Source organism: Streptomyces sp. NPDC048644 (genome assembly GCF_043199105.1).
Classification (GTDB): domain Bacteria; phylum Actinomycetota; class Actinomycetes; order Streptomycetales; family Streptomycetaceae; genus Streptomyces.
In genome coordinates this window covers 143,364-158,499 of the sequence record NZ_JBICVO010000009.1, presented here as the reverse complement: position 1 = coordinate 158,499, position 15,136 = coordinate 143,364, and the positions used below count along the sequence as shown (strand labels likewise).

At 71.7% G+C, this 15,136-nt stretch carries 12 protein-coding genes; 8 read left to right on the top strand and 4 right to left on the bottom strand.

The genetic code is table 11. From position 1 onward, the window contains the following. Positions 1–142 precede the first annotated feature (142 nt). The 4 genes from ACGFNI_RS22020 (at position 143) to ACGFNI_RS22005 (ending at position 5,407) form a co-directional block, all read left to right on the top strand. Entirely contained in the window at positions 143–1,339 is a 1,197-nt protein-coding gene (locus tag ACGFNI_RS22020) for a glycine betaine/L-proline ABC transporter ATP-binding protein (protein WP_393686164.1), read from the top strand. Further along, positions 1,332–3,941 (top strand): ABC transporter permease/substrate binding protein, encoded by a 2,610-nt coding sequence (locus ACGFNI_RS22015; RefSeq protein WP_393686163.1) that lies wholly within the window; start codon positions 1,332–1,334, stop codon positions 3,939–3,941. The genes ACGFNI_RS22020 and ACGFNI_RS22015 overlap by 8 nt, the downstream gene beginning before the upstream one ends. Positions 3,942–4,177: 236 nt before the next feature. After that, positions 4,178–4,633: a hypothetical protein gene (locus ACGFNI_RS22010; RefSeq protein WP_393686162.1), complete on the top strand. Its 456-nt coding sequence runs from the start codon at positions 4,178–4,180 to the stop codon at positions 4,631–4,633. 39 nt (positions 4,634–4,672) lie between these two features. After that, positions 4,673–5,407 (top strand): helical backbone metal receptor, encoded by a 735-nt coding sequence (locus ACGFNI_RS22005; RefSeq protein ID WP_393686161.1) that lies wholly within the window; start codon positions 4,673–4,675, stop codon positions 5,405–5,407. A gap of 24 nt (positions 5,408–5,431) precedes the next feature. On the opposite strand, the gene ACGFNI_RS22000 is transcribed toward ACGFNI_RS22005, so the two are convergent. From ACGFNI_RS22000 to ACGFNI_RS21990, 3 genes are all read right to left on the bottom strand, one after another. Beyond that, positions 5,432–6,133 carry a gamma-glutamyl-gamma-aminobutyrate hydrolase family protein gene (locus ACGFNI_RS22000; protein WP_393686160.1) on the bottom strand — a complete coding sequence of 234 codons (702 nt, stop codon included), beginning with the start codon at positions 6,131–6,133 and terminating at the stop codon, positions 5,432–5,434. Positions 6,134–6,198: 65 nt separating this feature from the next. Continuing rightward, positions 6,199–7,671 (bottom strand): ethanolamine permease, encoded by a 1,473-nt coding sequence (eat, locus tag ACGFNI_RS21995; protein WP_393686159.1) that lies wholly within the window; start codon positions 7,669–7,671, stop codon positions 6,199–6,201. A 118-nt stretch (positions 7,672–7,789) separates the two neighbouring features. Beyond that, the gene (locus ACGFNI_RS21990) at positions 7,790–8,521 is read right to left on the bottom strand and encodes a FadR/GntR family transcriptional regulator (protein ID WP_393686157.1); all 732 of its coding nucleotides are present in this window, start codon (positions 8,519–8,521) and stop codon (positions 7,790–7,792) included. A gap of 73 nt (positions 8,522–8,594) precedes the next feature. Between ACGFNI_RS21990 and ACGFNI_RS21985 the strand changes: the two genes are divergently transcribed. The 4 genes from ACGFNI_RS21985 to ACGFNI_RS21970 all read left to right on the top strand — a co-directional run bounded on the left by ACGFNI_RS21985 (position 8,595) and on the right by ACGFNI_RS21970 (position 13,535). Continuing rightward, positions 8,595–9,962 carry a glutamine synthetase family protein gene (locus ACGFNI_RS21985; protein ID WP_393686156.1) on the top strand — a complete coding sequence of 456 codons (1,368 nt, stop codon included), beginning with the start codon at positions 8,595–8,597 and terminating at the stop codon, positions 9,960–9,962. An 11-nt stretch (positions 9,963–9,973) separates the two neighbouring features. After that, on the top strand, positions 9,974–11,344 hold the full coding sequence (locus ACGFNI_RS21980) for an aldehyde dehydrogenase family protein (RefSeq protein ID WP_393686154.1): 1,371 nt from the start codon (positions 9,974–9,976) through the stop codon (positions 11,342–11,344). Continuing rightward, a complete protein-coding gene (locus ACGFNI_RS21975; RefSeq protein ID WP_393686152.1) occupies positions 11,341–12,126 on the top strand; it encodes a 3-oxoacyl-ACP reductase in 786 nt (261 codons plus the stop codon). The genes ACGFNI_RS21980 and ACGFNI_RS21975 overlap by 4 nt, the downstream gene beginning before the upstream one ends. A 95-nt stretch (positions 12,127–12,221) precedes the next feature. Next, a complete protein-coding gene (locus ACGFNI_RS21970) occupies positions 12,222–13,535 on the top strand; it encodes a haloacid dehalogenase-like hydrolase (RefSeq protein WP_393686151.1) in 1,314 nt (437 codons plus the stop codon). Between the two features lie 40 nt (positions 13,536–13,575). On the opposite strand, the gene ACGFNI_RS21965 is transcribed toward ACGFNI_RS21970, so the two are convergent. Beyond that, positions 13,576–14,793 (bottom strand): amino acid deaminase/aldolase, encoded by a 1,218-nt coding sequence (locus ACGFNI_RS21965; RefSeq protein WP_393686149.1) that lies wholly within the window; start codon positions 14,791–14,793, stop codon positions 13,576–13,578. Between the last annotated feature and the right edge of the window lie 343 nt (positions 14,794–15,136).

Below are 15,136 nucleotides of genomic sequence, written 5' to 3'. Positions count from 1 at the left end.
TAAAGAGGGGCAGGCGCGCACCCGGAGAGGACCCGGTAAGCGCTTCAACTTTTTTACCGGTAAAGGCGGGCGGATCCCGTTCCGCTCCACGACCTGCCTACGGGGGTGGCAGGTCGTTTCTCGTGCAACAAGAGAGGTGTATGTGTCCAGGCTTCAAGCCGAGCACCTGTACATGGTGTTCGGAAGACGACCGAAGGACGCGGTGCGCAGGCTCGAAGACGGAGCCGACCGCGACGAACTGCGCGCCGAGGGCACGACCGCCGCGGTGATCGACGCGTCGATCGAGGTGGACGAGGGCCAGATCTTCGTCGTCATGGGTCTGTCCGGGTCCGGTAAGTCCACGCTGCTGCGGACCCTGAACGGGCTGCTGGAGCCGACCGCGGGAACCGTACGGTTCGACGGCCAGGACCTGACCTCGCTCAGCGACAAGGAACTGCGCAAGGTCCGCTCCGAGAAGATCTCCATGGTCTTCCAGCACTTCGCGCTCTTCCCGCACCGCAGCGTGCTGGAGAACGCCGCCTACGGGCTCGAGGTGCAGGGCGTCCCGCGCGCCGAGCGCGAGAAGCGCGCCTACGAGGCGCTGGAGCTGACCGGCCTCAAGGGCTGGGAGAAGTCCTGGCCCGACGAGCTGTCCGGCGGTATGCAGCAGCGCGTCGGCCTGGCCCGCGCGCTGGCCACCGACGCGGACCTGTTGCTGATGGACGAGTCCTTCAGCGCGCTCGACCCGCTGATCCGCCGGGACATGCAGGACCAGCTGCTGGAACTGCAGAAGACCCTGAAGAAGACCATCGTCTTCATCACCCACGACCTCAACGAGGCGATGCGCCTCGGCGACAAGATCGCGGTCATGCGGGACGGCCGGATCGTGCAGATCGGCAGTGCCGAGGACATCCTCGTCACCCCGGCCAACGACTACGTCGCCTCCTTCACACAGGATGTCGACCGCACCCGGGTGCTGACCGCGGGCGCGATCATGACCGACGCGGACGAGGCGCTCGGCGGCACGGCACCGGACGGCACGAAGCTCGCCACCGCCGGTGACCTCCTCGCCGCCGCCCCCGCGACGGTCGGCCTCGACACCCCCATCGTCGACCTGTTCGCCCCCTGCTCCACCAGCACCGTCCCGGTCGCCGTCACCGACAAGGCAGGCGAGCTCGTCGGCGTCGTACGGGCCGACCGGCTGCTGGCCGTCCTCGGCGAGGGCGGCGACGAGACGGCCCCGGCCGTGGTCCCCGCCCCCGCGGGCGGGCAGCCGTCGGACGCCGCACCGCAGAACGAGAAGCCCGGGAACGCGCCCGCGGACCACGACACCAAGGGCAAGGTGATCACCGGTGCCTAGAGTTCCCATAGGCAGCTGGGCCAGCGACGCCGTCGACTGGCTCACCGCGCACGTCTCCTGGCTCTTCGACTTCGTCACGACCGTGCTGAACGGGTTCTACACCGGGATCCACGCGGTCCTGGCCGGGCCCGAACCGCTGATACTCGCCGGCATCTTCGCGATCATCGCCTGGTGGCTGCGGGGTCTGCCGGCCGCGCTGCTGACGTTCATCGGCTTCGCGCTGATCGACTCGATCGAGCAGTGGGACGAGACCATCTCGTCGCTGTCGCTGGTCCTGGTGGCCTGCATCATCACGATCGCGGTCGCCGTTCCGCTCGGCATCTGGGCGGCCCGCAGCCGCGCCGTCGGCGGGGCGCTGCGTCCGGTACTCGACCTGATGCAGACGATGCCCGCGATGGTCTACCTGATCCCCGGCATCCTCTTCTTCGGGCTGGGCGTCGTCCCCGGCATCGTGTCCACGATCGTCTTCTCCATGCCGCCCGCGGTCCGCATGACCGAGCTGGGCATCCGGCAGGTCGACGAGGAACTGGTCGAGGCGGCCGAGGCGTTCGGCACGCACCCGCGGCGCACGCTCTTCCGCGTGCAGCTGCCGCTGGCGCTGCCCACGATCATGGCCGGTATCAACCAGGTCATCATGCTGGCGCTGTCCATGGTCGTCATCGCCGGTACCGCCGGCGGCGGCGGACTTGGCGGTTCCGTCTACAACTCGCTCAGCTCCGTCGACGTGAAGCTGGGCGCCGAGGCCGGTCTGTCGGTCGTCATCCTCGCCGTGTACCTGGACCGGATGACCGGTGCGCTCAACCAGCGGGTCTCGCCGCTCGGCCGGCGTGCCCTGGCCAAGGCACAGGCCGCGCTCGGCGGGCTGAAGTTCCTGCGCTGGAAGCCCGCCACCTCGCTCGCGACCGTCGGCATCGTCGTGCTGGCGCTGGTCGCCGGCGGGATGGGCTACTTCAACAAGAGCGGCGGCAACGGCACCGGCGGCAGCGACGGCGACGGCCGCTCGATCAGCCTGGGGTACGTCAACTGGGACGAGGGCCGCGCCACCACGTACCTGTGGAAGGAAATCCTCGAACAGCGCGGCTTCAAGCCCAAGCTCCAGGCGCTGGACGCGGGACCGCTCTTCGCCGGCCAGGCCCGCGGCGACATCGACGTGCAGTCCAACGCCTGGCTGCCGACGACGCACGAGACGTACTGGAAGAAGTACAAGGACCAGCTGGAGGACCTCGGCGCCTGGTACGACAAGACGTCGCTGGAGATCGCGGTGCCGTCGTACATGAAGGACATCAAGTCCCTCGACGACCTCAAGGGCAAGGGCGGCGAGTTCAAGGGCAAGATCACCGGCATCGAGCCCGGCGCCGGTGAGATGAAGATCCTCAAGGACAAGGTCCTCAAGGACTACGGCCTGTCCGGCGAGTACTCCGTGCAGGACTCCAGCACCTCGTCGATGCTCGCCGAGCTGGACCGCTCCATCCGCGCGAAGAAGCCGATCGCGGTCACCCTGTGGTCCCCGCACTGGGCGTACAACAAGTACGACCTCACCAAGCTCAAGGACCCCAAGGGCGCCTTCGGTTCCGGTGACAGCCTGCACATGCTGGGCCGCAAGGGCTTCTCCAAGGACGAGCCGCAGGTCGCCCAGTGGATGAAGAACTTCCACCTGGACGAGGAGCAGCTCACCAGCCTGGAGAACGAGATCAGGCAGGCGGGCAACGGCCACGAGCAGGACGGCGTGCGCAGCTGGCTCAAGAAGAACCCGGGCCTGGTCGACAAGATCGCCCCGTCCAGCCACGTCTCCTACGCCAAGGGCAAGGACGCCGGCAAGGCCCCGAACATCGGCTACCCGGCGTGGGACGAGGGCATCGCCACCACGTACCTGTGGAAGAACGTCCTGGAGAAGCGCGGCTACAAGCCGAAGCTGCACAACCTCGACGTCGGCCCGATGTGGACCGGCCTGTCGACCGGGCAGATCGACGTGGAGACCGACGGCTGGCTCCCGGTCGCGCAGAAGCAGTACTGGGACAAGTACAAGAAGGATCTCGTCGACGTCGGGCCCTGGTACGACAAGACCTCGCTGGAGCTCGCGGTGCCGTCCTACGTCAAGGACGTCAAGACCCTCGACGACCTGGCGAAGCACAAGGACGAGTTCAAGGGCAAGATCATCGGGATCGAGCCGGGCACCGGCGAGATGAAGCGCCTCAAGAGCACCGTCGCCCCCGCGTACGGTCTGGAGGACTTCCAGGTCACCGAGGCCGGGACCAGCGCCATGCTCGCCGAGCTGCAGCGGGCCTACCAGAAGCGGGAGCCCATCGCGGTCGTCCTGTGGTCCCCGCACTGGGCGTACAGCAAGTACGACCTGACCAAGCTCAAGGACCCCAAGGGCACCTGGGGCGCCAACAACCACATCAAGACGATCGGCAACAAGAGCTTCCCCGAGAAGTTCCCTGAGTTCGCCGGCTGGTTGAAGAACTGGAAGATGACCCCCGATGAGCTGGGCTCCCTGGAGAAGGACATCCAGGACGCAGGCAAGGGCAACGAGGACAAGGGCGTCCAGAAGTGGATCGACGCCCACCCGGGCATCGTCGACAAGATGGCCCCGGTGAAGTAGCCCTCAGCGGCACGCACTTCACGACGGCGAGCCCCGCCCCCGGCATCCGGCCGGGAGCGGGGCTCGCCGCATGCCGGGCCCGCGCCGCGGCCGGCTCCGCCGTTACCCGGCCGGTCCGTCCGATGGCGTAAGGCCGCCGTCCCCGCGTCGCGCCGCCCGGCGCCCGGTGGTGTGCTCGAAGGGCGCCGGTTCCTCCTGCACGGCCACCGGGGCCGTGGCCGGCGCGGGAGAAGACCGTGAGACCAGCGCACATCTCCGCGGCCGTGCTGTCCGCCGTCGCCGCCCTGACGCTCTGCGCCCCCGCCGCTTCGGCGCGGGTCGTCCCGGATCCGATGGCGGCGGGCGAGCGGGTGACCGTCGGCGACGACGGGCGGTGCACGGGGGAGGGGACGGCGCGGGCGCGGTCGACGCTGTTCGGCACCGTGCCGCTGCGGCCGTCGGACCGGGGCAGGACCGGGGCGGCGACCGTCGCACGCGGCGCCACGGTCGGCCGCTACACCGTCACCGTCGACTGCGGCGCGGGCGGCCCGCGCTACACCGAGACGGTCACCGTGCGCGGCGTCAGGACCGCGGGGATGAGCGTGACGCAGGCGGCCGGCGGCCTGGCCCTGCTGGTCCTGGTGGGCGGCGCGGCCCATGCGCTGCGCCGCACCCTGAAGACGTATCTGTGGGACGCGCGCCGCGGCGCGTAACGGGTGTCCCGCAGGCGGCAGTTGCGTACCGTGGGGGCCATGACCGGTCACAGTTCCCCGCGCCGGGTGGTGTCCCTGGTGCCCTCGCTCACCGAGTCGGTGGCCGCCTCGGCGCCGGAGTTGCTGGTCGGGGCCACCGACTGGTGCAGCCACCCGGAGGGCCTCGACGTCGTCCGCGTCGGCGGCACCAAGAACCCCGATACGGCCCGTATCGCCGCGCTCGCCCCCGACCTCGTGCTGGCGAACGAGGAGGAGAACCGCCCGCAGGACCTCGACGCGCTGCGGGCCGCCGGTCTCGACGTGCTGGTCACCGAGATCCGCACGCTGGACCAGGCGCTGAGCGAGCTGGACCGGGTGCTCACCCGCTGCGGGCTGCCGCGCCCTGACTGGCTGGACGCGGCCGGGGACGCCTGGCGGGGACTGCCGTCCCGGGCCGCGGAGTTGACCGCGATCGTGCCGATCTGGCGGCGGCCCTGGATGGTGCTCGGCCGTGACACCTTCGCCGGCGACCTGCTGGCCAGGATCGGCGTGCGGCAGCTCTACGCGGAGCACGCCGAGCGCTATCCGCGGATCCCGCTGCCCGAGCTGGCCGCGAGCGGCGCCGACCTGGTCGTGCTGCCCGACGAGCCGTACCGCTTCACGGCCGACGACGGCCCTGAGGCGTTCCCCTGGCTGCCCGCCGCGCTGGTCAGCGGGCGCCATCTCACCTGGTACGGGCCGTCGTTGGCGACGGCCCCCGAGGTGCTGTCGGCCGCGCTGGGCGCGGCCCGCTGACGTCCCGGCGGCCGTCGGCCTGCCTCAGCGCGCCGCCGGCCGCTCGCGTGCCGCGGCCACCAGCGCCGCCATCAGCCGGTCGTCGTCGCCCGCCTCCGGGTGCCACTGCACGGCGAGCGTGAACGCCCGCGCGTCCGGCAGCTCCAGGGCCTCCACGGTGCCGTCGTCGGCATGCCCCGAGGGGAGCAGCCCGCGCCCGATCCGGTCCACGGACTGGTGGTGGTAGGTCGGCACGGACACCGGCTCGGGCAGTACCGCGGCGAGCGCCGTCCCCGGCACCGGCTCGACCGCGTGCCGCTCGAAGACGCCGGGCGGCCCGGCGTGCCCGTCGAGGTGCTGGACGAGGGTGCCGCCCCGCAGCACGTTGAGCAGCTGGAGGCCGCGGCAGACGCCGAGCAGCGGTACGTCGCCGTCCAACGCCGCCTCGATCAGGGCCAGTTCCCAGGTGTCCCTGGCCTCGTTGGGCGGCCCGGTCCTGGGGTGCGGATCGGCACCGTAGCGGGCCGGTGCCACGTCCGCGCCGCCGGCGATCACCAGGCCGTCCAGCCGGGCGACGGCGCCGGCCGCGGCCTCGGCGGTGTCAGGCGGCAGCAGGGCGGCGAGCCCGCCCGCGCGCTGGACCATCCGGTGGTAGCCGGCGGGCAGCACCGCGGCGGGCAGCGTCCACACGCCCCACCGTGCCTCGTCCTCCAGGTAGGTGCTGATGCCGATGAGCGGCCGGGACATCGGGTCCTCCGTGCGTGGGTGCGGGTCGGTACGGGTGCGGGGCGGCCGGGGGCGGCCGGACGGTGTCAGTCGCGTGTCAGCTCGGCCTCGGCGGCGGCCAGTGCGGCGAACTCCTCCTCGGGTGCCGCGGCCACCAGCCGGTGTCGGGAGTAGCAGGCGAAGTAGGCGAGCGCCACGACGTACACGCCGAGGGCGATGAGCGCGGCGTCCTTGTCGACCAGGAACGTCGCCACCAGCGCGGAGCAGGCGAGCACGAAGGCGACGGACGAGGTGAGCATGCCGCCCGGAGTGCGGTACGGGCGGTGCAGGCCGGGCTCGCGGCGGCGCAGCACGAGGTGCGAGAGCGCCATCAGGGCGTAGGAGATGGTGGCGCCGAACACCGCGACGTTCAGCATGCGGGCACCGTCCCCGGTGGCCGCCGCCAGGCCGAAGCCGAGCGCGCCGGGAACCAGGAGGCCGAGGTAGGGCGCCTTGCGGCGGCTGGTCAGGGAGAGGAAGCGGGGCAGGTAACCGGCCCGGGAGAGGGCGAACAGCTGCCGCGATCCGGCGAAGATCAGCGAGAAGAAGGACGCCACGAGCCCCGCCAGGCCCGCGTAGTTGACGATCCGGCTGACGGTCGTCGGCTCGCCGTGCGGCTGGAGCGCCTGCACCAGCGGGTCGCCCACGGACTGGATCGCCGCCGAGCCGCGCGCGCCGGTCGCCGCGGTGAAGGTGATCAGCGCGAGCAGCAGCAGGACACCCATCGCGGCGGCCATCGCCTTCGGCAGCACCCGGGCCGGGTCCTTGGTCTCCTCCGCTGCCAGCGGCACCCCTTCGACGCCGAGGAAGAACCACATGCCGAACGGGAACGCGGCCCAGATGCCCAGCACGCCGAACGGCAGCCAGGACGATGCGCCGAACGCGCCCTCCCGGACCGGGATGTCGTTGAGTGCGTCCACGTGGAAGCCGGTGAGCGCGGCCAGCGCGAAGACGATCAGCGCGGCCACGGCGACGGCGGTGACGACCAGGCTGAAGCGCAGCGCCTCGCCCACGCCCCACAGGTGGATCCCTATGAAGAGCACGAAGCAGGCGAGGTAGACGGGCCAGCCGGAGTGCAGGCCGAACAGGCCGAGGGATTCGACGTAGTCGCCGATGAAGATCGAGATCGCGGCCGGTGCCAGGACGTACTCGATGAGGATCGCCGTGCCGGTCAGGAAGCCGCCCCAGGTGCCCAGCGCGCGCCGGGCGAAGCCGTAGCCGCCGCCCGCCGTCGGCAGGACCGAGGCCAGCTCCGCGAGGGCGAAGACCAGGCAGGTGTACATCAGGCCCATCAGGACGGCGGCGATGGCCAGGCCGCCGAAGCCGCCCTGGGCCAGGCCGTTGTTCCACCCCGAGAAGTCGCCGGAGACGACGTAGGCGACGCCCAGGCCGGTCAGCAGCAGCGGTCCCGCGCTGCCGCGGCGCAGCGAACGGCGCGCCAGGTAGGTGTCGTCCGTGGACGTCCCGCCGCCCGGGGAGATCACGGGCGGTGCGCTCTGCGATTCCGTACTGTCGGCCATCAGCCGCTCCTGCCTCGCCGTGGGTGCTGCGGACCTCGCGGATCCGAAGCAAAGGTTCAGCCGCATACCTTTGCTGGGTTCTTCGCTCCCGCGCAAGACCTGTGCGGTTACGGACCGGTTACCCGGCCGGTCCTGTCAGGAAGCCGCGCAGCAGCGCCGCGGTGCCGCCGCAGTGTTCGCGGGCCACCTCGCGCGCCCCGTCCGCGTCGCCGTCCAGGACCGCTTCGACCAGGACACCGTGCTGGGTCTGCGAGTGTTCCAGGTTGCGCACCAACAGCGGGATGCGGTCCAGCAGTTCGTTCACGCTCGCCCGCACCGCCGCGTACTGCGCCGCGAGCGAGGGGGAGCCGGACAGCTCGGCGAGGGTGAGGTGCAGCATCGTGTCGCACCTGCGGTAGTCGGTGAGCGGCGCGTCCCGGGTGGCGGCCAGCGCGTCCCGCAGCCGGGTGCCCTGCTCGTCGGTCAGGCCGTGGCTCGCGCACAGGCCGGCCGCGCCGGACTCCAGCACCTCGCGGAAGCGCAGGGTGTCCTCGACGTCGATCCGCTCGATCCGGCGCTGCGGCCCTGCCTCGCCTGGGCCCGCGGTGCGCACCCGGACGAAGGTGCCGCCGTAGCGGCCCCGCCTGCTCTCCACCAGGTCCTCGTCCTGGAGCACCTTCAGCACCTCGCGCAGGGTCACCCGGCTGATCTGCAGCCGCTCCGCCAACTCCCGCTCCGCGGGCAGCCGTTCGCCCTGCGGCACCAGGCCGAGCCGGACGACCTGGAGTATCTGCTCCAGCGCCTCCTCGAAACCGTTGCCCGCCCGTACCGGCCGCAGCACGGGTGCCAGCCGGTCCGCCGCACCGTCCATCTCAGCCCCTTCCCAAGCAATGGTTCATGTGCATACCTTATGACCTCCGGATGCAGCGACAGGAGGCAACACCGTGGCACACCGCACGCCCCCGCTCTCCGTCGAAGAGCTGAAAACGCTCGTCGACGCCGGGGAGATCGACACTGTCGTCCTCGCCTTCACCGATATGCAAGGGCGCCTCCAGGGCAAGCGGTTCGCCGCCCGCTACTTTCTGGACACCGTCCTGGAGCACGGCACCGAGGGCTGCAACTACCTCTTGGCCGTGGACGTCGACCTCAACACCGTCGAGGGCTACGCCATGGCCTCCTGGGAACGTGGCTACGGCGACTTCGCGATGCACGGCGACCCCGCCACCCTGCGCCGCACCCCCTGGAACCCCGGCACCGCCCTGATCACCGCCGACCTCGCCTGGCACGACAACTCCCCGGTCGTCGCCTCCCCGCGGCAGATCCTGCGCCGCCAGCTCGACCGTCTCGCCGAGCACGGCTGGAGCGCGTACGCGGGCACCGAGCTGGAGTTCATGGTCTTCAAGGACACCTATGAGGGCGCCTGGTCGCGCGGGTACCGGCAGATGAACCCCGCCAACCAGTACAACGCCGACTACTCCGTCCTCGGCACCGGCCGGGTCGAACCGCTGCTGCGCCGCATCCGCAACGAGATGGCCGCGGCCGGGATGACCGTCGAGTCGGCCAAGGGCGAGTGCAATCTCGGCCAGCACGAGATCGTGTTCGTCTACGACGAGGCGCTGGCCACCTGCGACCAGCACAGCATCTACAAGACCGGCGCCAAGGAGATCGCCGCCCAGGAAGGCATGTCGCTCACCTTCATGGCGAAGTACGACGAGCGCGAGGGCAACTCCTGTCACATCCACCTCTCGCTCCAGGACGCCGACGGCCGGCCGGTACTCGCCGACGAGGACGGCCCGTACGGCATGTCCCGCATCATGCGGCACTTCCTCGCCGGCCAGGTGGCCGCGATGCGCGACTTCACGCTCCTCTACGCGCCCAACATCAACTCCTACAAGCGCTTCCGGCCCGGGTCCTTCGCGCCCACCGCCGTCGCCTGGGGCCCCGACAACCGCACCTGCGCCCTGCGGGTGGTCGGCCACGGCCGCGCGCACCGGCTGGAGAACCGGCTGCCAGGCGGCGACGTGAACCCCTACCTCGCGGTCGCCGGCATGGTCGCGGCCGGCCTGTACGGCATAGAACACGAGCTGGAACTCCCCGACGCCACCACAGGCAACGCCTACACAGGCGACGCCGCACACGTCCCCACCACGCTGCGCGAGGCCGCCGAGCTGTGGGAGCACAGCCCGATCGCCCGCGCCGCCTTCGGCGACGAGGTCGTCGACCACTACCGCCACATGGCCCGCGTCGAACAGGACGCCTACGACGCGGCCGTCACGGACTGGGAGCGCTTCCGCTCCTTCGAGCGCATGTAAGGAACCGTCACGTGCTGCACGAGCTGGACATCATCAACCCGGCGACCGAGGACACGGTGGCCACCGTCCCCGCCACCTCGCCCGCCGAGGTCGACGCCGCGGTCCTGCGGGCCGCCGCCGCCCAGGAGAAATGGGCGGCCCTGCCGCCCGGCGACCGGGCCCGCCTGCTGCGCCGCTTCGCCGATGTCGTCGACACCCACATCGGACCGCTCGCCCAACTCGAACTCATCGAAGCGGGCCACCCGTTGGGCAACGCCACCTGGGAAGCGGGCAACGTCCGCGACCTGCTGCACTACGCGGCCGGTGGAGTGGAACGTCTGACGGGCAGTCAGATTCCGGTCGCCGGCGGCATCAACGTCACCTTCCAGGAACCGCTCGGCGTCGTCGCCGTCATCGCCCCCTGGAACTTCCCGATGCCGATCGCCGCCTGGGGCACCGCCCCCGCCCTCGCGGCCGGCAACGCCGTCCTCCTCAAGCCCGCCGAGACCACCCCGCTCACCGCGCTGCGGCTCGCCCAGTACGCGCTGGACGCCGGGCTGCCCGAAGGGCTCTTCCAGGTCCTGCCGGGCGAGGGGCCCGTCACCGGCACCGCGCTGGTCGACCACCCCGGCGTCGCCAAGGTCGTCTTCACCGGCTCCACCCCCACAGGACGGCAGATCGCCGCCCGCTGCGCCGCGCAGACCAAGCGCCTCACCCTCGAACTCGGCGGCAAGAGCCCCAACATCGTCTTCGCCGACGCCGACATCGAGGCAGCCGCCGCAGCCGCCCCCGGCTCCTTCCTCGACAACACCGGACAGGACTGCTGCGCCCGCAGCCGCATCCTCGTCCAGCGCACGGTGTACGACCGCTTCATGGAGCTGCTGGAGCCCGCCGTCAAGGCGTTCACCGCGGGCGACCCCGCCGACCCCGCCACCGACATGGGCCCGCTGATCTCCGCGGCCCAGCGCGAACGGGTACGGTCCTACGTCCCCGAGGGCGCCCCCGTCGCCTTCCGCGGCGAGGCCCCTGAGGGCAAGGGCTTCTGGTACCCCGCCACCGTCCTGGAGGGCAGGCCCGACGACCGCAGCGCGGTGGAGGAGATCTTCGGCCCGGTCGCCGTCGTCCTGCCCTTCGACGACGAGGCCGACGCCGTCCGCATCGCCAACGCCACCGACTACGGCCTGTCCGGCTCCCTGTGGACCCGCGACGTCGGCCGCGCGCTGCGCGTCTCGCGCGCCGTCGCGGCCGGCAACCTCTCCGTCAACTCCCATGCCAGCGTGCGCTACTCGACCCCCTTCGGCGGGTTCAAGCAGTCCGGGCTCGGCCGTGAACTGGGCCCCGGCGCGCTGGCCGCCTTCACCGAGACCAAGAACGTCTTCATCAGCACCGAGGAGAGCAAGTGACCGACCAGACCCCCGTGTGCCGCCGCCTGGTGGGCCGCACCGCCGTGATCACCGGAGCCGGCAGCGGCATCGGCCTGGCCACCGCCCGCCGGCTGGCGTCCGAAGGCGCGCACGTCGTCTGCGCCGACATCGACGAGCGCGCGGGCAAGGCCGCCGCCGACGAGGTGGGCGGCACCTTCGTCCAGGTCGACGTGACCGACGCCGAGCAGGTCGAGGCGCTCTACAAGACCGCGTTCGACACCTACGGATCGGTCGACATCGCCTTCAACAACGCCGGCATCTCCCCGGCCGACGACGACTCCATCCTCACCACCGGGCTCGACGCCTGGAAGCGCGTCCAGGAGGTCAACCTCACCTCCGTCTACCTCTGCTGCAAGCACGCCCTGCCCTACATGCAGCGCCAGGGCCGCGGCTCCATCATCAACACCGCGTCCTTCGTCGCCGTGATGGGCGCCGCCACCTCGCAGATCAGCTACACCGCGTCCAAGGGCGGCGTGCTGTCCATGTCCCGCGAACTGGGCGTGCAGTTCGCCCGCGAGGGCATCAGGGTCAACGCGCTGTGCCCGGGGCCCGTCAACACCCCGCTGCTCAAGGAGCTGTTCGCCAAGGACCCGGAGCGGGCCGCGCGCCGCCTCGTGCACGTGCCGGCCGGCCGGTTCGCCGAGCCCGAGGAGATCGCCGCCGCCGTCGCCTTCCTCGCCAGTGACGACTCCTCCTTCGTCAACGCCGCCGAGTTCCTCGTCGACGGCGGCATCGCCGGGGCGTATGTCACACCCGTGTGACCTGCCTCGATAAGGTCGCATGATCACACCGGGGCCGGCGCCGCAGTGGTGCCGGCCCCGGTGTCATCCTGCCCCTCGGACACACCGGAGTTCTCATGCGCCACAGGCACGCCCTCGCCCTGGGCCTCACCGTGACCGCGCTCCTCGCCGGCAGCGTGCCGGCGACCGCGGCCACCCCGGCCCGCCCCGCCGCCCAGGACACCGCGGCGGCCCGGCCCGGCACGAACTGCCCGCAGCTTTCCAGAGACCTGCCGTGGTACGGCCACAACCGCGCCAAGCTGCAACGCGCCATCAACGAGCGCGGCACCTGCAGCCACCCCGGACTCGCCCACGGCCACGGCCGGGCCCCCGTCGCCGCGTTCGACTGGGACAACACCATGACCAAGAACGACGTCACCGACGCGACGATCAACTGGTCCCTGCGGCACGACAAGATCCTGCGCCCCGCCCGCTGGAGCGACACCAGCAAGTGGCTCACCCCCGAGGCCGACCGCGCCCTCACCACGGCCTGCGGCACCTCCGTACCCGTCGGCAAGCCGCTGCCCACCTCCACCGACGCCGACTGCGCCGACGAGATCCTGGAGATCCGCGGCGAGGGCAGGACCATGAGCGGCGCGGCGGCCTTCGCCGGCACCTGGAACCACCGGCGCACGGTGCCCCAGTACGCCTGGGTGCCGCAGCTGTTCGCCGGCCACACCGACGCCGGACTCCGCCGGATCGCCGCCGCCGGACGCAAGGCCGCGCTCGCCGCGCCCGTGGGCAGCACCGTGAAGATCGGCACCCACACGCTCCCCGCCTACGTGCGCTACTACGAGCAGCAGAAGGACCTGGTCCGCACCCTGCGCCGGGCCGGCTTCGACGTCTACATCGTCTCCGCCGGATCCGAACCCGTCGCCGAGGTCTGGTCACAGTCCGTCGGCTTCGACCGCGCCCACACGGTCGCGATCCGCAGCGTCATGAAGAACGGCAGGATCACCTACGGCATGCAGGGCTGCGGCGACGTGCCCACCGGCCAGGGCGAGGCGATCCCCTACATCGACGGCAAGCGCTGCTTCATCAACCAGGAGATCTTCCACATCAAGGGCGCCGAAGCCTGGCGCAAGCAGGACCCCGCGCACCGCATCGCGCTCGGCGGCGGTGACGCCGACACCGACGTCACGTTCGTCAACGACGCCACCAGCGCCCACCTGGCCATCAACCGCAACAAGACCGAACTGATGTGCCGCGGCTACGACAACGCCGACGACCGCTGGGTGATCAACCCGATGTTCATCGAGCCGATGGGCCGCAAGTCCGGCGCCTACCCCTGCGCCACCGATGGCTACACCAACACCGACGGCGTCCCCGGTCCGGTCCGCCGCCCCGACGGCACCGTCGTGCCCGACCAGCACGACCGCATCCACGCCTGACACCGCAGCGTGGGCCGCGCCGACGCCGCGCGGCCCGCGCTCACAGGAACGTACGCCCCTCGCCCCGGTACGTCGGCACCGTCTCCACCACCCGGTCACCCGCGACCAGATGCAGCCGCGCGAACCGCTCGCACAGCTCACCGGCCTTCGCGTGCCGGAACCACACCCGGTCGCCGATCGACAGCAGGTCGGCCGCCGCCCCCAGCAGCGGCGTCTGCACCTCGCCCGCACCCTCCTGCGGGTCGTAGCGCAGCCCCGCGGGCAGATGCGGCTCCGGCAGCCGGTCCGCGCCCGCGGCGCCCGACGCCGGATAGCCGCCGCCCAGCACCGTCACGGCGCCGGGCCCCGGACGGCGCACGACGGGCTGCGCGAACAGCGCCGCCGGACGCCCGCTGAACGAACGGAAGTTGTCGAAGAGACGCGGCACGTACAGGCCCGAACCGGCCGCGATCTCGGTGATCGCCGCCTCCGCCGCCGTGTGCTGCACACTGCCGGTACCGCCGCCGTTGACGAACTCCAGACGCGGCGCCACCGCCCGCACCGCCCGTACCGCCTCCCAGCGCCGCTGCGCCAGCTCCTTGCGCGCCGCCGCCTGCAGCACCCGCACCGCCCGCGAGAACACCGGCTTGCCGGCCACCTCGTCGCCCACCCCCGCCACATGCCCCTCGTACGCCATCAGCCCCACCAGCCGGAACCCGGGGCGGGCGGCCACCGCGCGGGCCAGCTCGGCCAGTTGGGAGGGCCGGTGCAGCGGCGACCTGCGCGCCCCGACCCGGACCGCGCTGCCCATCAGGCGGTACGAGGTGTCAAGCTCCAGGCACACCCGGATCTCCGCGCCGCGGCCGGCCGGGCGGGACGCGTCGATCAGGTCCAGCTGCGCGGGGTCGTCGACCATCACCGTCACCGCCGCGGCGAGCCCGGCGTCCGCGGTCAGCTCGCCGAAGGCCGTGCGGTCCGCCGACGGGTACGCCAGCAGGATGTCGGTGAACCCCGAACGTGCCAGCCACAGCGACTCGTCGAGGGTGAAACTCATGATCCCCGCGAAGCCGTCGCGCGCCAGCACCCGCTCCAGCAGCGCCCGGCAGCGCACCGATTTGCTCGCCACCCGGATCGGCTTGCCCTTCGAGCGGCGCACCAGATCGGCGGCGTTGGCGTCGAACGCGTCCAGATCGACGAGGGCCAGCGGAGCATCGAGGTGCGCGGTCGCCCGGTCGTAACGGGCTTTGTCGCCATACGCGTCGGCGGGGTAGTGGGACATGGCGGCAGCCTGCCAGAGACGCCTACCACTGGGTAGAGGGGAGATAGCGACAGAACGGACACAGGGTTGGAGGCCCGCCCGCGCCAGCCCGTAGAGTGGCGGTACGCCGCAACCACCAGGTCAGCGGCGGTTTGTGTGGATACGGACCACCTTGCCCCGATTGTTGGTCGGGCGCGGGGCGAGCGGCGCGAGGGGGCGCGGGTGAGCACCGAGGCCGACTGTGCCGGAACGCGGAACACCCCTCCGATACCCCCGCCACCGCAGGCCCCGCCCACCCCGCCGCGAGCACCGGAACGGACCGCGACCGCCGTCGCGCGTTCCGAGGTACGTCCCGGGGAACGCC